Source organism: Mesorhizobium sp. P2_C5_2, assembly GCF_056404535.1.
Map to the genome: position 1 here is coordinate 892,703 of NZ_JBFUDV010000001.1, position 18,782 is coordinate 911,484.

At 62.8% G+C, this 18,782-nt stretch carries 21 protein-coding genes and 1 tRNA gene; 19 read left to right on the forward strand and 3 right to left on the reverse strand.

Features of this window, described 5'->3' with window-relative positions:
* Positions 1–20: 20 nt before the first annotated feature.
* Entirely contained in the window at positions 21–827 is an 807-nt protein-coding gene (locus AC1D1B_RS04240; protein ID WP_477329632.1) for an undecaprenyl-diphosphate phosphatase, read from the reverse strand.
* Positions 828–995: 168 nt separating this feature from the next.
* Between AC1D1B_RS04240 and AC1D1B_RS04245 the strand changes: the two genes are divergently transcribed.
* The 9 genes from AC1D1B_RS04245 (at position 996) to AC1D1B_RS04285 (ending at position 9,709) form a co-directional block, all read left to right on the forward strand.
* Positions 996–1,688, forward strand: a complete 693-nt coding sequence (locus tag AC1D1B_RS04245; protein WP_477329634.1) for a glutathione S-transferase family protein — start codon at positions 996–998, stop codon at positions 1,686–1,688.
* A complete protein-coding gene (gene queG, locus AC1D1B_RS04250; protein WP_477329636.1) occupies positions 1,669–2,838 on the forward strand; it encodes a tRNA epoxyqueuosine(34) reductase QueG in 1,170 nt (389 codons plus the stop codon). The genes AC1D1B_RS04245 and queG overlap by 20 nt, the downstream gene beginning before the upstream one ends.
* Positions 2,835–3,737: an SDR family oxidoreductase gene (locus tag AC1D1B_RS04255; protein WP_477329638.1), complete on the forward strand. Its 903-nt coding sequence runs from the start codon at positions 2,835–2,837 to the stop codon at positions 3,735–3,737. The genes queG and AC1D1B_RS04255 overlap by 4 nt, the downstream gene beginning before the upstream one ends.
* A 64-nt stretch (positions 3,738–3,801) precedes the next feature.
* Positions 3,802–4,899, forward strand: coding sequence for a penicillin-insensitive murein endopeptidase (gene mepA / locus AC1D1B_RS04260; RefSeq protein ID WP_477329641.1), 1,098 nt, complete (start codon positions 3,802–3,804; stop codon positions 4,897–4,899).
* Positions 4,900–4,989: 90 nt separating this feature from the next.
* Positions 4,990–6,009, forward strand: coding sequence for a glucokinase (locus AC1D1B_RS04265; RefSeq protein WP_477329643.1), 1,020 nt, complete (start codon positions 4,990–4,992; stop codon positions 6,007–6,009).
* A 157-nt stretch (positions 6,010–6,166) separates the two neighbouring features.
* Complete coding sequence (locus AC1D1B_RS04270) at positions 6,167–8,026, forward strand: ABC transporter ATP-binding protein (protein WP_477329645.1); 1,860 nt, start codon at positions 6,167–6,169, stop codon at positions 8,024–8,026.
* Positions 8,023–8,844 carry a 4-hydroxy-tetrahydrodipicolinate reductase gene (dapB, locus tag AC1D1B_RS04275; protein ID WP_477329647.1) on the forward strand — a complete coding sequence of 274 codons (822 nt, stop codon included), beginning with the start codon at positions 8,023–8,025 and terminating at the stop codon, positions 8,842–8,844. Before AC1D1B_RS04270 ends, dapB begins: the two co-directional genes overlap by 4 nt.
* 27 nt (positions 8,845–8,871) lie before the next feature.
* Positions 8,872–9,492 (forward strand): 2,3-bisphosphoglycerate-dependent phosphoglycerate mutase, encoded by a 621-nt coding sequence (locus AC1D1B_RS04280; protein WP_477329649.1) that lies wholly within the window; start codon positions 8,872–8,874, stop codon positions 9,490–9,492.
* A 132-nt stretch (positions 9,493–9,624) separates the two neighbouring features.
* A tRNA-Leu gene (locus tag AC1D1B_RS04285) sits at positions 9,625–9,709 on the forward strand.
* 132 nt (positions 9,710–9,841) lie between these two features.
* Here the strand turns inward: AC1D1B_RS04285 and AC1D1B_RS04290 are convergent.
* Positions 9,842–10,585: a cation efflux transmembrane domain-containing protein gene (locus tag AC1D1B_RS04290; protein WP_477329651.1), complete on the reverse strand. Its 744-nt coding sequence runs from the start codon at positions 10,583–10,585 to the stop codon at positions 9,842–9,844.
* A 64-nt stretch (positions 10,586–10,649) separates the two neighbouring features.
* On the opposite strand from AC1D1B_RS04290, the gene AC1D1B_RS04295 reads away from it, so the two are divergent.
* The 7 genes from AC1D1B_RS04295 (at position 10,650) to AC1D1B_RS04325 (ending at position 15,157) form a co-directional block, all read left to right on the forward strand.
* A complete protein-coding gene (locus tag AC1D1B_RS04295) occupies positions 10,650–11,075 on the forward strand; it encodes a MerR family transcriptional regulator (protein WP_477329653.1) in 426 nt (141 codons plus the stop codon).
* Between the two features lie 303 nt (positions 11,076–11,378).
* Positions 11,379–11,711 (forward strand): ArsR/SmtB family transcription factor, encoded by a 333-nt coding sequence (locus AC1D1B_RS04300; RefSeq protein ID WP_477329655.1) that lies wholly within the window; start codon positions 11,379–11,381, stop codon positions 11,709–11,711.
* Positions 11,712–11,735: 24 nt separating this feature from the next.
* On the forward strand, positions 11,736–12,245 hold the full coding sequence (locus tag AC1D1B_RS04305) for an arsenate reductase ArsC (protein ID WP_477329657.1): 510 nt from the start codon (positions 11,736–11,738) through the stop codon (positions 12,243–12,245).
* Positions 12,246–12,249: 4 nt separating this feature from the next.
* Positions 12,250–12,939 (forward strand): aquaporin, encoded by a 690-nt coding sequence (locus AC1D1B_RS04310; RefSeq protein WP_477329659.1) that lies wholly within the window; start codon positions 12,250–12,252, stop codon positions 12,937–12,939.
* Positions 12,936–13,358, forward strand: coding sequence for an arsenate reductase (glutaredoxin) (gene arsC, locus AC1D1B_RS04315; protein ID WP_477329661.1), 423 nt, complete (start codon positions 12,936–12,938; stop codon positions 13,356–13,358). Before AC1D1B_RS04310 ends, arsC begins: the two co-directional genes overlap by 4 nt.
* Before the next feature lie 80 nt (positions 13,359–13,438).
* Complete coding sequence (locus AC1D1B_RS04320; RefSeq protein ID WP_477329662.1) at positions 13,439–13,759, forward strand: ArsR/SmtB family transcription factor; 321 nt, start codon at positions 13,439–13,441, stop codon at positions 13,757–13,759.
* Between the two features lie 48 nt (positions 13,760–13,807).
* Entirely contained in the window at positions 13,808–15,157 is a 1,350-nt protein-coding gene (locus AC1D1B_RS04325) for an NAD(P)-binding protein (RefSeq protein ID WP_477329664.1), read from the forward strand.
* Positions 15,158–15,243: 86 nt separating this feature from the next.
* Here the strand turns inward: AC1D1B_RS04325 and AC1D1B_RS04330 are convergent, their stop codons facing one another.
* Positions 15,244–15,762, reverse strand: coding sequence for an N-acetyltransferase family protein (locus AC1D1B_RS04330; protein ID WP_477329666.1), 519 nt, complete (start codon positions 15,760–15,762; stop codon positions 15,244–15,246).
* Between the two features lie 161 nt (positions 15,763–15,923).
* On the opposite strand from AC1D1B_RS04330, the gene AC1D1B_RS04335 reads away from it, so the two are divergent.
* The 3 genes from AC1D1B_RS04335 to AC1D1B_RS04345 all read left to right on the forward strand — a co-directional run bounded on the left by AC1D1B_RS04335 (position 15,924) and on the right by AC1D1B_RS04345 (position 18,671).
* On the forward strand, positions 15,924–17,063 hold the full coding sequence (locus AC1D1B_RS04335) for an MFS transporter (RefSeq protein WP_477330533.1): 1,140 nt from the start codon (positions 15,924–15,926) through the stop codon (positions 17,061–17,063).
* A gap of 507 nt (positions 17,064–17,570) precedes the next feature.
* The gene (locus tag AC1D1B_RS04340) at positions 17,571–17,831 is read left to right on the forward strand and encodes a hypothetical protein (protein ID WP_477329668.1); all 261 of its coding nucleotides are present in this window, start codon (positions 17,571–17,573) and stop codon (positions 17,829–17,831) included.
* Positions 17,832–17,885: 54 nt separating this feature from the next.
* Positions 17,886–18,671: an abortive infection family protein gene (locus AC1D1B_RS04345; RefSeq protein WP_477329670.1), complete on the forward strand. Its 786-nt coding sequence runs from the start codon at positions 17,886–17,888 to the stop codon at positions 18,669–18,671.
* Positions 18,672–18,782 lie beyond the last annotated feature (111 nt).

Consider the following 18,782-nt stretch of genomic DNA (forward strand, 5'->3'; position numbering starts at 1 on the left):
CTACGAACCGAGTAAGGGGCTCAACCCCAGATGAACAGCGCCGCCAAACCCACAATCCCCACCACCAGGCGCCACCAACCGAACAGCGAGTAGCCGTTGCGCGAGACGTAATCGAGCAGGTAGCGCACGACGACGAGCGCAGTGACGAAGGCGGCGACGAAGCCGATGGCGATGATCGGCAGGTCGGCGCTGCTCAGCACATTGCGGTTCTTGAACAGGTCGAAGGCGAAGGCGCCGACCATGGTCGGGATGGCGAGGAAGAACGAAAATTCCGCCGCCGCCCGCTTGTCGACGCCCAGCAGCAGCGCGCCGACAATGGTCGAGCCGGAACGCGACGTCCCGGGGATCAGCGACAGGCACTGGAACAGGCCGATCTGCAGATAGAGCCGGGTCGGGAAGCGCTCGACGTCGTGGTAGACAGGCTGCAGCTTCATGCGGTCGACGACCAGCAGCACGACACCGCCGATGATCAGCATGATGCAGATCAGCCTTGGCGATTCGAACAGCACCGTCTTGATGAAATCATGCGCCAGCGCGCCGATGACGGCCGCCGGCAGGAAGGCGATCAGGATGCCGAGGACGAAATGCCGCGTCAGCCGGTCATGCGGCAGGTCGAGCAGCATCTGCCACAGCCTGCGGAAATAGACGCTGAGGATCGCCAGGATGGCGCCGAGCTGGATCAGGATCTCGAAGGCCTTGCCGGTGGAATGGAAGCCGAGAAAATGGCCTGCAAGCAGGATATGGCCGGTCGAGGAGACCGGAATGAACTCGGTCAGCCCCTCGAGCAGGCCGAGCAGCAGGGCTTCGACGATGGTGTGGCTATCCATGGCAACCTCGGCATTCAAGTGACGGAAGGAAGCGGCTTGCAAATGGCTTGCTTGTCACGGCGTGGAAGTCCCCCTATAGGTCGCAACACCGTGACGGCCGCATGACGGGCCGCCAAGACTTACCGGTGCGGACGGCGATTCGCCAGTGCGCCTTATTATCGCGGAACCATGTTGACGCTTTTCCATCACCCGATGTTCGCCACTTGCCGCTTCGTGCGCCTCGCCTTTGGCGAGTATGGCGAGGAGCTGGCGCTGATCGAGGAAAAGCCGTGGGCGCGGCGCAAGGAGTTTTTGGCGCTGAACCCGGCCGGCACCTTGCCGATCCTGCTTGCCGAAGGCGACGTGCCGATCGTTGGCGCGATGGTAATCGCCGAATATCTCGACGAGACGCGTGGTGTCCTGAAGCGCGACAAGCGGCTGTTTGCCGAAGACCCGATGCAGCGCGCCGAAATCCGCCGACTGACCGACTGGTATCTCAACAAGGCCGAAGGCGAGGTGACCCGGCATCTGGTGCGCGAACGCGTGCTGAAGCCGGTGATGCCGGAAACGGCGGGCGGCGGTTCGCCCGATTCGGCGGCGATCCGTGCCGCACGCGCCAACATCCGCCAGCATATGAAATACACCAATTGGCTGGCCGGCACCCGCCACTGGCTGGCCGGCAGCAAGGTGACCTATGCCGACTTGGCAGCGGCGGCGACGCTGTCGGTGCTGGATTATCTCGGCGAGATCGACTGGCGCGAGCATGCCGCGGCGCGCGAATGGTACACGCGGGTGAAATCGCGGCCCTCATTCCGGCCGCTGCTCTCCGACCGGGTGCGCGGCCTGTCGCCGGTGTCGCATTATGCGGACCTCGACTTCTAAAAGCCAAACCCTGCGCGCGCTGATCGACGCCGAGGCGCGGCGCGCCGGCTTCGATGCCGTCGCCGTCACCACCCCCAATGCGATCCCGCTGGCGCCAGCCAGATTGGCCGAATTCGTCGCCGACGGTTTTCACGGTTCGATGGCGTGGATTGCCGAAACGCTCGAGCGCCGCAGCGAACCTTCGACGCTGTGGCCCGACGTGCGTTCGATCATCGTGCTGGCGATGAATTACGGCCCGGACCACGATCCGCGTGCGCTGCAGGCAAGGCGCGACCGCGGCGCGATTTCGGTCTATGCGCAAAACCGCGACTATCATGAGGTGATGAAGGGAAGGCTGAAGGAGATCGCCGGCAAGATCGTGGCGCGGGCCGGCGGCGACGTGAAGGTTTTTGTCGATACGGCGCCGGTGATGGAAAAGCCGCTGGCTGAGGCTGCCGGGCTCGGCTGGCAAGGCAAGCACACCAATCTGGTCAGCCGCGAGCACGGCTCCTGGCTGTTTCTCGGCACCATCTTCACCACCGCCGAACTGGCGCCGGACAAAGCGGATGAGGACCATTGCGGCTCGTGCCGGGCCTGCCTCGATGCCTGCCCGACCGATGCCTTTCCGGCGCCCTACCGGCTCGATGCCAGACGCTGCATCTCCTACCTGACCATCGAGAACAAGGGGCCGATCCCGCACGAATTCCGCGAAAAGATCGGCAACCGCATCTATGGCTGCGACGATTGCCTCGCCGCCTGCCCGTGGAACAAGTTCGCCCGCGCCGCTTCGGAAGCCAAGCTTGCCGCCCGAGCGGATTTGCGCGAGCCGCCGCTGGCGGAGCTGTTGCGGCTGGACGATGCGGCGTTCCGGTCTTTCTTCTCGGGCTCGCCGATCAAGCGTATCGGCCGCGACCGCTTTGTCCGCAACGTGCTGACCGCTGCCGGCAATTCCGGCGATTTGTCGCTGGCTGGCCCGGTGCGCGACCTGCTTGGCGATGCCTCACCGCTGGTGCGCGGGGCGGCCGTCTGGGCGCTGGCGCGGCTGGTGCCAGACGCCGAATTCAGGGAAAAGGCGGCTAGCGGTTTGAAAGCGGAGCAGGACGAAGCCGTGCGGAATGAATGGCAGCAGGCGCTGCCACAGCAAAAAAATTCAATTGAGGCGCATGCATGACAGGCAAGAAAATTCTGATATTCGGCGCCGGCTACTCTGCCATTGCGTTCGCACGCGCCAACAGGGATCCGGCCACGAAGATCCTTGGAACCACGAGGTCTCCGGAGAAGTTCGAAAGGCTGCAGCAGGCGGGCATCAAGCCAATCGCATTCAATAGCACCGCTGACATTTGCGACGAAATAAGTCATGTGACCCACCTCATCGTCTCCATTCCACCCGACGAGACCGGTCGTGACCCAGGGCTGCACTATAGCGAGCCGATCGAGCAATGGACGGAAAAGCTCGAATGGATCGGTTATCTCTCCACCGTTGGAGTCTATGGCGACCACGGTGGTGCGTGGGTCGATGAGACAGCTGAATGCCGCCCAGTATCAAAGCGCTCTGTCATGCGCGTCGCCGCCGAAAAGGAGTGGCTTGAGCTCGGCCGGAAAGTTCATGTACCGACTGCCATCCTGCGGCTTTCCGGCATTTACGGGCCGGGCCGCAACGCGCTGGTCAATCTGGAAAACGGCACCGCAAGGCGGCTGGTCAAACCCGACCAGGTGTTCAACCGCATCCATTGCGACGACATCGCCGGTGTGCTCTGGCAACTCATTGGCGGCAATATATCAGGCATATTCAACGTCACCGATGACGAACCGGCGCCGCCGCAGGATGTCGTCACCTATGCCGCGTCGCTGATGGGAATTGAGCCGCCGCCCGAAATTCCTTTCGAGACCGCCCAACTTTCGCCCATGGCGCGGTCCTTCTATGGCGAGAACAAGCGCGTCGCCAACAAGGCGATCAAGGCGGCCGGCTACCGGTTTCGCTTTCCGGACTACCGCCAGGCATTCGACCGGATGTGGGCTGACGGCACCTGGCGCGACGGCGAACCGCGCAGCCCGATGAAGGGTGGATAATCGAAACGCGGCGCCAAGCGTGGTATGATTCGGTTGGACTAGCGACCTGTTGCAGAGGGGGCTCATGACGATTTCGGTGCGATCCTTGCCCGGCAGACGACCGTTCCTGACGGCGGCGCTGGCGATCGTGGCGCTGGCCGGGCTGGCGGCGGGCGCAATCACGGCCGAGCCGCGCGCAAAAGACCTTTTCGGCGCCAAGAAGCTGCCGGCGGTGGCGGCGGCGCAATCCTTCGGCTTCTATTCCAAGGGCTGCTTCACCGGCGGTGTCGCCCTGCCCATGGATGGCATGAACTGGGAAGTGATGCGGCCGTCGCGCAACCGCCGCTGGGGCCACCCGACGATGATCGCGCTGATCGAGAAACTGTCACGCGACTCGGCTGCTGACGGCTGGCCGGGGCTTTTGATCGGCGACATCTCGCAGCCGCGCGGCGGCCCGATGCTGACCGGGCACGCCTCGCACCAGATTGGCCTCGACGCCGACATCTGGCTGACGCCGATGCCCGACCGCAAACTCACGACCCAGGAGCGCGAGAACATCAGCGCCACGCTGATGGTCGACGACAAGACGCATCTGGTGAAGGACCGGCTGTGGAAGCCGATGCACACGCAGCTGTTGAAGCGTGCGGCGAGCTACCCGGAAGTCGAGCGCATCCTGGTCAATCCCGGCATCAAGAAGAAGCTGTGCGACACCGTCACCGGCGACCGTTCCTGGCTGCGCAAGATCCGGCCGTTCTGGGGTCATGATTATCATTTCCACATCCGCATCGGCTGCCAGCCGGGCTCGCCCAACTGCAAGGGACAGGAAATGACGCCCGACGATGACGGCTGCGGCAAGCCGCTGGCCTGGTGGTTCACCGAGGAGCCGTGGCGGCCCAACAAGAACCCGGATGCGCCAAAGGCGCGCGACCTGATGACGATGGCCAACCTGCCGAAACAATGCCGGTTCGTGCTCGATCAGCCCGATGCCGACTCGGCCGAAGCCGTCACCTATCGCGGCGGCGGCGTGCCGATCGCTGCCAGGGCGCCGGAATCCGACGCGCCTGCGCCGCCCATCACTGGCAACGCAGCAGGACTGCCAAATGCAGTCAACGCCTTCACCGCCACGCCGGAGATCGGCATTCCCCTGCCGAGGCGACGGCCGCCGGCAAACGTCGGACAGTAATGGCGAACTGACGCTTCCCCTTTCCTGGGTCATGCGCTAGTCAATCGATTGAAACGGGCGCAACGTCGCCACAAAGGGGACGACCAAGGCATGTCAGGCGACGACGACGCAGCGTTGCGGTTTCCAGTGTTGATCGGCGACATCGGCGGCACCAATGCGCGCTTTTCGATCGTGCTCGACGCGAATTCGGAAGCCGGCGAGCCGCATATCGTGCAGACGGCCAATTTCAACACCATCGACGAGGCAATCCAGGCGGCGGTGCTCGACCGCTCGTCCATCCGGCCGAATTCGGCGGTGCTGGCGATCGCCGGCCCGGTCGATGGCGACGAGATCCCGCTCACCAACTGTCCCTGGGTGGTTAAGCCGAAGCAGATGTTTTCCAATCTGGGCCTGAGCGACATCGTCGTGCTCAACGATTTCGAGGCGCAGGCGCTGGCCGTCGTGGCGCTTGGCGAAGAGCATATGGAAAAGATCGGCGGCGGCACGCCGGAGCCCAATGCCGGACGCGTCGTGCTCGGCCCCGGAACCGGGCTCGGCGTTGCCGGCCTGGTGCATGCCCTCAACCATTGGATACCGGTGCCCGGCGAAGGCGGTCATATGGATATCGGTCCGCGCACGCCGCGCGATTTCGAGGTGTTCCCGCATATCGAGAAGCTCGAAGGCCGCATTTCGGGCGAACAGATCCTGTGCGGGCGCGGCCTGGTCAATGTCTACCGGGCGGTGGCCAAAGCCGACGGCAAGCCGGCGCCGTTCACCACGCCGGCCGAGGTCACCGGGGCGGCGCTGGCCAAGACCGATGCAGTCGCCGAGGAAGCGCTGGCGCTGTTTGTCACCTGTCTCGGCCGCACCGCAGGCGATCTCGCGCTGGTGTTCATGAGCCGCGGCGGCGTGTTTTTGACCGGCGGCATCGCGCAAAAGATCGTGCCGGCGCTGAAGGAAGGCAATTTCCGCGCTGCCTTCGAGGACAAGGCGCCGCACAGCGCGCTGATGGCCTCGATGCCGGTCTACGTCATCACCCACCCGCTGGCCGCCCTTTCCGGCCTTGCCGCCTATGCCCGCAACCCGTCGCTGTTCGGCGTCCAGACCGCGGGTCGGCGCTGGCGGGCGTGATCCGCACCCGCAAAAACTGGCGATCAACTCTAAATCGTGAACCGGGCCGCGACGAAGTTTCGCCGCCTTGGCCATAGGCAAGCCACGGCCGGGGCGCTAAGAGGGGGGCCGAATTCCAGCCCGCTTACGATGCGGAAACCGACGAAGCGCAGCAGATTTGACACTTCAAAGCCCAAGCAGAGCGAAGGTGAGGCCGGCCGAGGTCACGGCCGTGCTGCGCCGCATTCTGACTGAAAACAGTCATGACTATCGCCGGTACTATGCCGTCGCCATCGCCTGCTCGCTGCTGGTTTCGGGCACGACCGCCTTCAGCGCCTGGATCATGGCGCCAATGGTCAACCAGATATTCTACGAACGGCAGGGCGGCGCCGTCTTGTGGATCTGTGCCGGCTTCATGGGCGCCTTCATGATCCGCGGCTTCGCCGGTTACGGCCAGGCGGTGGCCCTGGCCACCATCGGCAACAATCTGGTCGCCCGCTACCAGAGACGCATCTTCGATCATCTGATGAAGCTCGGCGTCGACTTCTTCAACGACACGCGTTCGGGCCGGCTGGCGGCGCAGGTCAACGAGAATGTCGGCGGCATTCGCGACCTGTTGTCGTTGACCCTGGTCTCGATCACCCGCGACGCGGTGACGCTGGTCGGCCTTGTCGGCGTCATGATCTACCAGGATCCGGTGCTGTCGCTGAGTTCGCTGCTGATCGGACCACCACTGATCTGGGCCGTCGTCTACATCACGCGCCGGGTGCGCAAGATCAACCGGGAATCGGTGCTGATCAATTCCCGGCTGATCGGGGCCGTGCAAGAGGCCACCCAAGGCATCGCCATCGTCAAGGCCTTCACCATGGAGGAGGAGCTGTCGCGCCGCATCGGCGACCTCGCCGCCAGCGCCGAACAGCGCAGCAACAAGATCGCCCGCGTCTCGGAACGGCTGTCGCCGATCTCCGACATGCTGGCCGGCCTCGCGGTGACCGCGGTCATCGGTTATTCCGGCTATCGGGCGCTGGTGCTCGGCCAGCCGCCGGGCGCGGTGTTTTCGTTCATCACCGCACTGATCCTGGCCTATGACCCGGCCCGGCGGCTGGCGCGCATGCAGGTTGGCATGGAGCGGGCGCTGGTCAATGCGCGCATGATCTACGAGTTGCTCGACCGTGAACCGAAGCAAGGCGACGCGCCAGGTGCCGCCGAGGCGCATTTCACCACCGGCGCCGTGCGGTTCAACAACGTGTCCTTCCGCTATGTCGAGGAAGTGCCGGTGCTGCAGGATCTGAGCTTTACCGCCGTCGCCGGCAAGATGACGGCCATCGTCGGTGCCTCGGGCGCCGGCAAGACGACGCTGGTGGCGCTGCTGCAGCGCTTCTACGATGTCGATGCAGGCACGATCGAAATCGACGGCCAGGACATTTCCAAGGTCACCAAACACTCGCTGCGAAGCTCGATCGCCTATGTCTCGCAGTCGCCCTATCTGTTCGAAGGCACCATCCGCGACAACATCCGCTACGGCCGGCTTTCGGCCACCGACGCCGAGATCGAACAGGCGGCGATCCAGGCCGCTGCCGACGACTTCATCCGCCAGCAGCCGCAGGGCTACGACACGCCGGTCGGCGAAAGCGGCGCGACGCTGTCGGGCGGCCAGCGCCAGCGCGTCTCGATCGCTCGCGCAATCGTGCGCAATGCGCCGATCCTGTTGCTCGACGAGGCGACCTCGGCGCTCGACAACGAGGCCGAAGCCCGGGTCCAGGAAGCGCTCACCCAAATCATGGCAGGGCGCACCACCATCGTGATCGCGCACCGTCTGTCGACCGTGGTCAATGCCGACCACATCATCGTCATGGAGCAGGGCCGGCTGGTCGAGGAAGGCACGCATGCGTCGCTGATGGCCGATCCGCACAGCGTCTATGCCCGCTTCCACCGCGTGCAGGGCAAGAAGGGGCTGGGGCTTGTCGACGACGCCAAGCCAATCCAAACTCCGCTGCCGCGTTCGCGTGGAAAGAAGGTGGTTGGGAGGACCGTATGAGCGAATCCGGCGATATGGGCCTGGTGGTGGTGGGGGCGGCCGGCCGCATGGGCCAGACGCTGATCCGCGCCATCCATTCGATCCCAGGCGCGCGCGTCGTCGGCGCGGTCGAGCGGACCGGATCGCCCTATCTCGGCAAGGATGCGGGCGAACTTGCCGGCATCGGCATCATCAATGTGACGATCGGCGACGACCCGCTGCCGGTGTTCGCCAAGGCCGACGGCGTGCTTGATTTCACCATGCCGGCTGCCACCGTCGAATTCGCCGGCTATGCCGCGCAGGCGCGCATTGCCCATATCATCGGCACCACCGGCTGCTCGGCGGAAGACAACGCCAGGATCGAAGCGGCGGCGCGCCATGCGACGATCGTCAAATCCGGCAATATGAGCCTCGGCGTCAATCTGCTGGCGGTGCTGGTGGAACAGGCGGCGCGGGCGCTCGACGCCGAGGATTTCGACATCGAGATCCTCGAAATGCACCACAAGCACAAGGTCGACGCGCCGTCGGGCACCGCACTTCTGCTCGGCGAAGCGGCGGCGGCGGGACGCGGTATTTCCCTTGCCGGCAACGATGTGCGGTCACGCGACGGCCATACCGGCGTGCGCAAGCCTGGAACGATCGGCTTTGCCTCGCTGCGCGGCGGCTCGGTGGTCGGCGACCACAGCGTGATCCTGGCCGGCACGGGCGAGCGCATCACGCTGTCCCACCACGCCGAGGACCGCGCGATCTTCGCCCGCGGCGCCGTCAAGGCCGCACTCTGGGCGCGCGGCAAGAAGCCTGGACTGTATTCGATGCGGGACGTGCTGGGCTTAGCCTGAGATATCCATAATTTTGAAGGAGCAAACATGTCGGGAACTCTCGTGCTCGTGCGCCACGGCCAGAGCGAATGGAACCTGAAGAACCTGTTCACCGGCTGGCGCGATGTCGACCTGACCGAGCAGGGCCACAAGGAAGCCAAGGAAGCCGGCCAGAAACTCAAGGCCCGGGGCCTGAAATTCGACATCGCCTTCACCTCGGCGCTGATCCGGGCGCAAAAGACCTGCCAGCACATTCTCGACGCGGTCGGCCAGAGCGACCTCAAGACGATCCGCGACCAGGCGTTGAACGAGCGCGACTATGGCGACCTCTCCGGCCTCAACAAGGATGACGCGCGCAAGAAGTGGGGCGAAGACCAGGTGCACATCTGGCGCCGCTCCTACGACGTGCCGCCGCCCGGCGGCGAAAGCCTGAAAGACACCGGCGCCCGCGTCTGGCCCTACTATCTCCACGACATGCAGTCGCATGTGCTGAAGGGCGGCACGGTGCTGGTCGCCGCGCACGGCAATTCGCTGCGCGCGCTGATCATGGCGCTGGACGGCAAGAGCGGCGAGGAGATCGTCAAGCTCGAACTCGGCACCGGTGTGCCGGTGATCTACAAACTCAACGCCGATTCCACCGTGGCGTCGAAGGACGTGCTGGAAAACTGAGCCGGCGCGTGCCGGGCGGGTGTTTCTTGATTGACATGATCTTTTCCGAAAACCGGTTCCCACTTTTCGGGATCATGGTCTGAAAAAGCGCGTTGACACCCGTCGCTTGCCCGCTTACATGAGCCCGCACCAGCCCAGATGGCGGAATTGGTAGACGCGCACGGTTCAGGTCCGTGTTCCGCAAGGAGTGGAGGTTCGAGTCCTCTTCTGGGCACCACCCTTCGCTCTTCGAGCTTCGGGTGGCAGGCCACCCGAAGTCGTTAGACGAAGGAGTGTCCTCCGAAGCCTTGGCGAAGGAGGACTGGTGATGGTTTCTCAGAAAAAAGCCCGGTTCGTCCGGGCTTTTTTGTCATTCCGCGGCAGCAAGCTGTCGGCCCTGGCTGTACTCGACCCAGGCCTGTCTCAGGATCTGAACGGAGGAGGTCAGAAATATTCCCGCCATCAGCGCGGCGACGACGAGATCCGGCCAGGCGGTGGCTGTGCCCCAAACGCCTATGGCGGCAGCCATCACCACCACATTGCCAATGGCGTCGTTGCGCGAGCAAAGCCAGACCGAGCGGACGTTCGCGTCGCCGTCCTTATAGGGGCGCAGCAGCAGCACGGAGCCGAGGTTCGCAGCCAGCGCCATAGAGCCGATGACCCCCATGACTTCCGCGCTCGGAACGCCGAGGATCAAGGTCTGGTAGATCGTCGAGCCGAACACCCACAGCGCCATGACGAACAGCGACAGCCCCTTGAACAAGGCCGCGGTCGCGCGTGTTTGCAGGGTTGCACCGATCACGGCGAGGCTCAGGCCATAGGTGACGGTGTCGGCGAGGAAGTCCAGGGCATCGGCCTTGAGGGCTTGCGATCCGGCGAGCTGTCCGGCGACCATCTCGGTAAGGAACATCGCCCCGTTGATCGCAATGACGGCCCAAAGCACCCGTTTGTAGCTGATGTCCATGCCATCGAAGACGGCCACGCCGCCAGAGCAGCACGAGGCATTCGGCGCGCCATGACTTGCCGTCTCCGCCTTGTCGATCCTGGCCGGCAGCACCAAAGGCGGCGGGCCAGCGCAAGCCGTTGTTTCGTGGGCGCAGCAATCGTCGGCCATTGAAAATCTCCATGTTTGCGATCACCTTAGTTCCTCTAGCCACTAGAGGTTCAAGAGGTTTTTCATGGATTTCTCAATCGGCGAACTTTCGCGGCGAACGGCGGTGAAAGTCCCCACCATCCGCTACTATGAGCAGATCGGGCTGCTGCCGGCGCCGCCGCGTACCGAAGGACAGCAGAGACGCTACGCGAAGGGCGCCGTTTCGAGACTGGCCTTCATCAGGCACTCCCGCGAGCTGGGCTTCGAGGTCGACGCCATCCGGGCGCTGCTGTCGCTTCAAGACAACCCGGACCAATCCTGTGCGACAGCTGATGCGATCGCCAAGGCCCGGCTGGCGGAAGTAGAGAGCAGGATCGCGAGCCTGAACGCCCTGCGACTGGAGCTGATGCGCATGGTCGATGAGTGCGCTTGCGGCAGAGTGGCGGAATGCCGGGTCATCGAGACTTTGGCGGACAGGAGCCATGAGCATGGCCGTTTGGCTCTGGGATGAGCGGTCCAACACGCTTGGCTCCGCTTCGCGGCCTGCCGTATGCTAGTCGCAGCACGGCTCTTCTGGGCACCAAATTGCCGTTTCGAGCCGCTTAGCGTGGTTGAGACGCCTGACAAAAAAACCCGGTTCGTCCGGGCTTTTTTGTTGCTTTGGTGATCCAGCTTGCAGGCGCATCTCTTGCCGTCGCAGATGTAGTCTGTCCTCGCCAAGCGCTGTCCAGCCAGCCATCGACCCGGTTTCCTGAATGTCATCTAAACGTCATACGCCTTGGCTATACGACGATAAATCTGGATTTATGGATACGTGGACAAAGAGACTGCCCTTCTCGCGCTTGCAGCGCTTGGCCAGGATACAAGGCTGGAGGTTTTCCGGCTGCTGGTTCGGGCCGGCGCTGAAGGCGTGCCCGCCGGCGAAGTCGCATCGCGCTTAAGCATCGTCCAGAACACCATGTCGGCGCATCTGAAAATACTCGGCCATGCCGGGCTGGTCCGCGCGGAGCGCGAGGGGCGCACCATTCGCTATGTCGCCGACATGACCGGATTTCGCGACTTGCTTGCTTACCTCATGGAGGATTGCTGCAACGGTGCACCGGAGGTTTGCCAGCCGGTAATCCAGGCGGTGACTTGCAAGTGTTAAGTCGGTAAATGCCAGGGGGAAGCAATGAGCGATCAGATATACAATGTGTTGTTTCTGTGTACCGGTAATTCGGCGCGGTCGATCCTCGCGGAGGCGATCCTGAACCGTGTCGGCGCCGGCAGGTTCAAGGCCTTTTCTGCCGGTTCCCATCCGAAGGGTGCGGTCCATCCCTATACGCTGCAGCTTCTAAAGACTCTCAACCACGACACCTCCTTTGCCAGTTCGAAGGACTGGGAGGAATTTGCAGTGCCGGGCGCACCTGAGATGAATTTCGTTTTCACTGTCTGCGACAACGCAGCCAATGAATCCTGTCCCGTATGGCCCGGTCAGCCGATGACGGCGCATTGGGGGGTGCCCGATCCCGCAGCCGTCGAGGGCACGGATGCTGAAAAACACCTGGCATTCGCCGATGCCTACCGCATGCTCAATAACAGGATCTCGATCTTTGTCAGCCTGCCGATAGATATGGTCGACAGGCTCGCCTTGCAGAAGCGACTGGACGAGATCGGCCGCAATCTTCCAAAGGCCGGCTAGCAGCATGGCCGCTGATCTGTCCCGACGCGTTGTCGCCGAAGCGCTCGGCACCGCCATGCTGGTTACCGCCGTTGTCGGTTCGGGCATCATGGCCGATCGATTGACCGACGACGTGGCACTTTCGCTCCTCGGCAACACGATCCCGACCGGCGCTATGCTGGTGGTGCTGATCACCATTCTTGGGCCGATTTCCGGGGCGCATTTCAATCCAGCGGTGACGCTGGTCTTTGCCTTGCGGCGGGAAATCCAGACAAATGCGGCTACTGCCTACGTCATCGCCCAAATCACGGGCGGCATCGCAGGTACTTTCCTGGCGCACGCGATGTTCGAACTGCCGATCCTGCAGGTCTCCGAAACCGTACGAACCGGAAGCGGCCAATGGATCGCAGAGTTGGTGGCCGCCTTCGGCCTGGTGTTCACCATCCTTGCCGGCTTGCGCTTTCGCAGTGACGCAATTCCCTGGCTGGTCGGGCTCTACATCACTGGCGCTTACTGGTTCACAGCCTCGACTTCGTTTGCCAATCCGGCCGTCGCCATTGCGCGCGCGTTTTCCAACACGTTCGCCGGGATCCGGCCGCTCGATGTCCCGGCCTTCATCGTCGCCGAACTGCTGGGCGCGCTGCTCGCCATGGCGCTAGCCGGCTGGCTGCTTTCCGAATCGAAACCCGTGCCAGAGATGAAAGCTGCCGAATGACCATCACCATCTATCACAACCCCGATTGCGGTACCTCGCGCAACACGCTGGCCATCATCCGCCAATCCGGCGAGGAGCCGGAGGTGATCGAGTATCTGAAGATGCCTCCGTCGCGCGAAAAGCTGATCGAACTGATCGCGGCAATGGGAATGAGGCCGCGCGACTTGTTGCGCGAAAAGGGCACGCCATATGCCGAACTTAATCTCGGCGATCCCAAATGGAGCGACGACGAGATCCTCGATTTCATGCTGGCGCATCCGATCCTGATCAACCGACCAATAGTGGTGACGCCACTCGGCGTGCTTTTGGCGCGGCCGTCGGAAGCGGTGCTCGACATCTTGCCCAATCCCGATATCGGCCCCTTCACCAAGGAAGACGGTGAAGTTGTCATCGACGCGGGCGGCAAGCGCGTTGCGTGATCAGAACTGCGGTGTCGGGTAATTCGACATTATTCGAAATAGAATTGACACCACGAAGCCTTGGGTCTAATGGTATTTCCATGAAACTCGAACAAGCAGCAAAGCAGCTCGAAGCCCTCGGCAATCCGACGCGGCTGAATCTCTATCGCACGCTGGTCCGGGCCGGCGCTGCGGGGAGGCCGGTTGGCTATCTGCAGGAAAGTCTCGGCATCGCCGCCTCGACGCTGTCGCATCATCTGCACCGGCTGATCCTGACCGGCCTGGTGACTCAGGAACGGCAGGCGACGACGCTGATCTGCCGCGCCAACTATCCTATCATGCAGGATTTGATCGGTTTCCTCGCCGACGAATGCTGTGCCGATGCCGCCTGCAATCCGGCCGAAGGCGAGGCAGCGGCATAATTTTTTGCTTGGTATTTCGATAATCCCGGAATGATGGAAGGTACGGAAATGACCACTCATAGCGATCTACCCATTGCCGTCATCGGCGCCGGTCCGGTTGGGTTGGCGGCAGCGGTCCATCTGTTGGAACAGGGCCTGCCGGTGAAGGTCTATGAGTCCGGCAGCAGCGTTGCGTCCAACCTGCGGGATTGGGGCCATGTCAGGGTGTTCACGCCCTGGCGGTATTGCATCGACCAGGCAGCGAGAAAATTGCTCGAAGCCCATGATTGGCGCATGCCGGAGCCAGAGGCATTCCCCACCGCCGGCGAGCTTGTCGAGCATTACCTGGAACCGCTTGCCAGGCTGCCGGAACTGGCGCCGGCGATCGAAACCGGCGCCCGCGTCGTTGGCATATCGCGCTGGGGCGCCGACAAGGTGCTGAGCAAGGCACGCGGGACGCGGCCCTTCATGCTGGTGGTTGAAACGGCCAATGGCACAAGGCGAGACAGCGCCCGCGCCGTCATCGATGCATCCGGCACCTGGCAGATGCCAAATCCGCTCGGCGCTGGCGGAATCGCGGCCGAGGGTGAGGCAGAGAATGCCGGCCGTGTCGCCTATGGAATCCCCGATATTCTCGGCCGTGACCGCGCTCTTTATTCCGGTCGCACGACGCTGGTTGCCGGTTCGGGCCACTCGGCCGCCAATGCCTTGCTCGACCTTGCCAGGCTGGCCGATATCGAACCGAACACGGCGTTCATCTGGGTAACGCGCGGCACCGACCTCGTGCGCATCTATGGCGGCGGCGATGCCGATGCTTTGCCGGCGCGCGGCGAGCTTGGCGCCGATATTCGCGAACTGGCGGAAAGCGGCCGCGTCTCGCTGGTGACAGGATTTGCGACCGTCGCCATCCGTGCGCAAGGAAATCGCCTGATCGTCGAAGGCGAGACCGCAGACGGCTTGCGCCAGGTCGGCCCTGTCGACCGTATCATCGCCGCAACCGGGCAGCGGCCCGACCTCTCGCTGACCAGGGAGCTTCGCCTCGACCTCGATCCGTGGCTTGAAGGCGTCAAGGCGCTGGGGCCGCTCATCGATCCCAACGAGCATTCCTGCGGTGATGTGCCGCCGCATGGCCACCGCGAGCTCAGCCATCCCGAGCCCGATTTCTATACGGTCGGCATCAAGAGCTATGGCAGGGCGCCGACCTTCCTGCTGCTAACGGGTTATGAGCAGGTCCGCTCCGTCGCCGCCGCTCTTGCCGGCGACATGGTTTCCGCCGATGCAGTGCAACTCGTGCTGCCGGAAACCGGCGTCTGTACGGTGCCGTCTTCTGCACTTGGCGCCTCCAAAGGCTGCTGCGTCGCCGATGTCGAGGCAAAAGCCGTCGGTAGGAGTGGATGCGGTTGCGGCGTTGCCGCGTGAGCTCGCTGCCCGAAGCCGTGCTGCCTCTCCTCGACCAGCCTGTTCGAGACTTCGTGAAGAAGACGGCGAGAAGGTCGCCTACCGGCCTAGAGCGACAGATGCTTCATGAAATAGACAGAGACTTTCGGCTGGCCATGCGGGTCGACAAAGTGATGCGGGACGGAGCCGACCTCATGCCAGTTGAGCCGCCTGTAGAGTCGCTCGCTGGCCCCACCCTCGACTGTATCGAGGAGGAGCAAAGACCGTTTTCTAGCCATGGCCTCACGCTCGACAGACTGCATCAGAGCGAGACCGATGCCTTGCCGCTGGAAGTCGCGATGAACGAGGAGTTTGTAGACTTCGGCCCGGTGCGGCGCGTTCGGCTCCGGCGACAGATAGAGTTGAACCGTGCCGACGACACGGCCGTCGATATCGGCGCAGATGAGGAGCCGTTCGCCTTCCCTCACCGAACGGAAAACATCCTCCCAGTGTGTCAGCGCCTGAGGCTCATCGAAAGGGAGCACGAAGCCAACGAGCGCGCCGTCCTCGACGCTCTGGGTCAGCAGCTCGGCAAGGGCTCGCACATGAAGCCTTGCCTCATTCTCATCAAACACCGCGATGCGCATCAGGTCTTTCCTTTTGAGGGATCAGAAATAGCGGGCTTTGATGGGCTCGTGAAGGCACCGACGATGACCGCCCCACTCACTTTCGGGAGCATGCCTGAGTGGAAACGCCTGTGATCCCAAGTCGAGGTGTTATCGTTTCGGCGCTCGGCCTCACACAGATCATGGCGTGGGGCTCCTCCTACTATCTGCCCGCGGTCATCGCGCCTGCGGTGTCGGCTCAGACCGGCTGGCCATTTCCCTGGGTGATCGGCAGCCTGTCGCTCGGGCTTTTGGTCGCGGGCCTGATATCGCCGCATGTCGGTGCGGCGATCGAGCGCCACGGTGGCCGCATGACGCTCGCCTTCAGCGCCGTTTGCCTCGGCATCGGCCAGGCGGTGGTGGCCGCGTCGCCGACCCTTTCCGTCTTCGTCGCCGGCTGGCTGATCATGGGCTTCGGCATGGGCGCCGGCCTTTATGATGCCGCCTTCGGCACGCTCGGACGCCTGTATGGGCGCAGCGCCCGCTCGACCATCACCAGCCTCACTTTGTTCGGCGGTTTCGCCAGCACGGTGTGTTGGCCGATTTCGGCGTTTCTGCTCGACGCGTTCGGCTGGCGTGGTGTGTGCCTGGTCTACGCGGCAATCCAGCTCCTGGTGGCATTGCCCGTCTATCTGCTTGTCCTGCCGCGCGGCGTTCCCGCCGAAGCGTCTGCCCAGACGGCTGCCGCGCCGGAAACCGGCCTGGCGCCGCGCAGCCTGCCCCTGATGGCCACGCTGGCGGCAAGCATCACGCTGTCGGCCGTCATATCGTCGACCTTGTCGGTGCATCTGCTGACCGTGCTGCAGTCGACTGGACTGGCGCTCGGCGCGGCGGTCGGCCTTGGCGCACTGGTCGGTCCTTCCCAGGTCGGCGCCCGCGCCATCGAGATGGCTATCGCGCGCTATCACCATCCGATCTGGACCAAACTCGCCTCGGTCACGTTCGTGGTCATAGGTGTGGCGACGCTCTGGACCGGCCTGCCTGTTCTGCCGGTCGCTCTGATTTTCTACGGCGCCGGCATCGGCCTGGAATCGATCGCGCGCGGCACTTTGCCTTTGGCGCTGTTTGGTGCCTCTGGCTACGCAAAACTGATGGGCCGGCTCGCCATGCCGAGCTTGATCGCCCAAGCCGCGGCGCCGTCCGTCGGCGCGCTGCTCTTGCAACATACCGGTGAGCGCGGATTGCTGACCGTACTGCTCGGGCTCGCCCTGATAAACATCGCGCTGGTCGGCGCACTGTTTGCCCTTCAGCGCGGGGCCATACGACCGGTCCGCACCAGCTAGCACTGTATGTGGCCTCCACTATATGTCCGACCGCCAACGGAATTCAGCAGGACAAGTCTCACATGTCGGCGCGCTCGCGTGTCAGCGCCAGACGACATCCGTTTAATTCACGGCAACCGTGAATCTCGGGCAAACCCAGGCATATTCCTGTTTTGTTCCAAAGCTAACGCGCGTAGTATTCGAGCGACTCGATTCTTTTAGAGGTTCGCCCGCATGAAGAAACGACATGCTGAATGGTTGAAGTTGATAGCCGGCAACGCACCTGCTCATTCACCTCCAGCGACGCTGTTAAGAGTTTTGGACTTGCCCGGATTCGAAGCGATCGAACGAAAGCTTCTGCTCTACACGTCCGTGCGTAGCGAACTGTCGCCTGCGTTGGAGTTCGACGTCAACGATCTTTCTGAAAAGACTTTTGGAATAATCCGAGACGACACCCTGTTCCCGCTACCCCGCCACTAAAATGACTTGCACGAAGCTTCTCCAGAGCGATGGGAGATCGATGACGAATTGGACGAGCACGAAGAGAACTACGAAACGGGCGAGGCCACGGACGACGAAGCCGTAGTTGTTCTGGCGCGGCTCGGTCTTGATTTCAACGATAGTCGAGGATTTCCTCTCCGGTGCACCAAGCTCTTTTGTCGCCAAGCCGAGGCCGCCGCAAAAGGGCTCATGGGTAAGATGCCAGACCGGGCCGCTGTTTATTTGGAAGCGTGGGGAAGCGCTTTGGAGCAAGCCGCGCGGCTCCACATGAACAAGAAGCGATCATGATTGATCGTCTGATGGAATGTTGGCTGCGCCGAGTCCAAGCGTCTGGAGTTGCAAATGACGATAGATGAGACCGAACTGCCTTCGATCGTGACGGAGCGAGCCGCCATGTTCGAGGGCATTTTGATCGACTGCGCTACGGGCGGGTCTTCGCAAAATGACATTTACGAACATCTGCGGCGGGAATTCGTGCAGAACGAGGAGCTCAAGCCGTTGCTGCCTCCATTCGTTCGAACTCATCGGAACCTGACGTCATTCTGGGGGTGGATAAAGCAGCAAGCCGGAACCTATGCCGAACGCCGACAGATAATCGCGACCGGGTTCACGCCGCTTATGGATTATTTGGAAGGCAAGGGGTCCGCTCCCGGCGACAAATTGGTTTCCGAGGCACTGGAAACGTTCGATGCCGAGGGAGTTCATGGCGTCTGGAACAAGGCTCTGGCCAGACGATCATCCGACCCAGAAGGTGCCATTACAGTCGCTCGCACGCTGCTGGAAACTGTCTGCAAGCGTATCCTTGATGAGTGTTCGATTTCTTATACGGACAAGGAGGATTTGCCAAAGCTTTATGCGATGGCTGCGAAGGCTCTCAACCTCGCTCCAGACCAGCATACCGAGGAGCCGATTAGAGCGATTCTAGGAGGAGCAATGAACCTTGTGAATGGCATAGGAACCCTTCGCAATCGCCTCTCGGATTCTCATGGGCGGGGTGGACGCCTACCGGTCAAACCGTCTGTGCGTCATGCGAGCCTTGCCGTTAATACGGCTGGAGCGGTGGCGACGTTTTTGGTCGAGACGTATGTCGAGAAACATATGCCCGCCAAGGCAGCGGTCGCGGCATAAGTCGGCTTGTGGCGGAACCTTGGATCCACATCCATGAGCGTGGCGGCGGTCGCGGTTCTGCTCCGTTGCATTCTTCGGCTGATGTCGCGGCATGGATCCTCGGGTCAAGCC

What these genes read in the sequence shown, in the direction of transcription:
- mepA (WP_477329641.1), top strand. Translation starts at nt 3,802, where the DNA reads ATGACGATTTCGGTGCGATCCTTGCCCGGCAGACGACCGTTCCTGACG.
- AC1D1B_RS04310 (WP_477329659.1), top strand. Translation starts at nt 12,250, where the DNA reads ATGGCCGCTGATCTGTCCCGACGCGTTGTCGCCGAAGCGCTCGGCACC.
- AC1D1B_RS04255 (WP_477329638.1), top strand. Translation starts at nt 2,835, where the DNA reads ATGACAGGCAAGAAAATTCTGATATTCGGCGCCGGCTACTCTGCCATT.
- AC1D1B_RS04290 (WP_477329651.1), bottom strand. Translation starts at nt 10,585, where the DNA reads ATGGCCGACGATTGCTGCGCCCACGAAACAACGGCTTGCGCTGGCCCG.
- AC1D1B_RS04245 (WP_477329634.1), top strand. Translation starts at nt 996, where the DNA reads ATGTTGACGCTTTTCCATCACCCGATGTTCGCCACTTGCCGCTTCGTG.
- AC1D1B_RS04330 (WP_477329666.1), bottom strand. Translation starts at nt 15,762, where the DNA reads ATGCGCATCGCGGTGTTTGATGAGAATGAGGCAAGGCTTCATGTGCGA.
- AC1D1B_RS04335 (WP_477330533.1), top strand. Translation starts at nt 15,924, where the DNA reads ATGGCGTGGGGCTCCTCCTACTATCTGCCCGCGGTCATCGCGCCTGCG.
- AC1D1B_RS04265 (WP_477329643.1), top strand. Translation starts at nt 4,990, where the DNA reads ATGTCAGGCGACGACGACGCAGCGTTGCGGTTTCCAGTGTTGATCGGC.
- arsC (WP_477329661.1), top strand. Translation starts at nt 12,936, where the DNA reads ATGACCATCACCATCTATCACAACCCCGATTGCGGTACCTCGCGCAAC.
- AC1D1B_RS04240 (WP_477329632.1), bottom strand. Translation starts at nt 827, where the DNA reads ATGGATAGCCACACCATCGTCGAAGCCCTGCTGCTCGGCCTGCTCGAG.
- AC1D1B_RS04295 (WP_477329653.1), top strand. Translation starts at nt 10,650, where the DNA reads ATGGATTTCTCAATCGGCGAACTTTCGCGGCGAACGGCGGTGAAAGTC.
- AC1D1B_RS04280 (WP_477329649.1), top strand. Translation starts at nt 8,872, where the DNA reads ATGTCGGGAACTCTCGTGCTCGTGCGCCACGGCCAGAGCGAATGGAAC.
- AC1D1B_RS04320 (WP_477329662.1), top strand. Translation starts at nt 13,439, where the DNA reads ATGAAACTCGAACAAGCAGCAAAGCAGCTCGAAGCCCTCGGCAATCCG.
- AC1D1B_RS04305 (WP_477329657.1), top strand. Translation starts at nt 11,736, where the DNA reads ATGAGCGATCAGATATACAATGTGTTGTTTCTGTGTACCGGTAATTCG.
- queG (WP_477329636.1), top strand. Translation starts at nt 1,669, where the DNA reads ATGCGGACCTCGACTTCTAAAAGCCAAACCCTGCGCGCGCTGATCGAC.
- AC1D1B_RS04345 (WP_477329670.1), top strand. Translation starts at nt 17,886, where the DNA reads ATGACGATAGATGAGACCGAACTGCCTTCGATCGTGACGGAGCGAGCC.
- AC1D1B_RS04325 (WP_477329664.1), top strand. Translation starts at nt 13,808, where the DNA reads ATGACCACTCATAGCGATCTACCCATTGCCGTCATCGGCGCCGGTCCG.
- dapB (WP_477329647.1), top strand. Translation starts at nt 8,023, where the DNA reads ATGAGCGAATCCGGCGATATGGGCCTGGTGGTGGTGGGGGCGGCCGGC.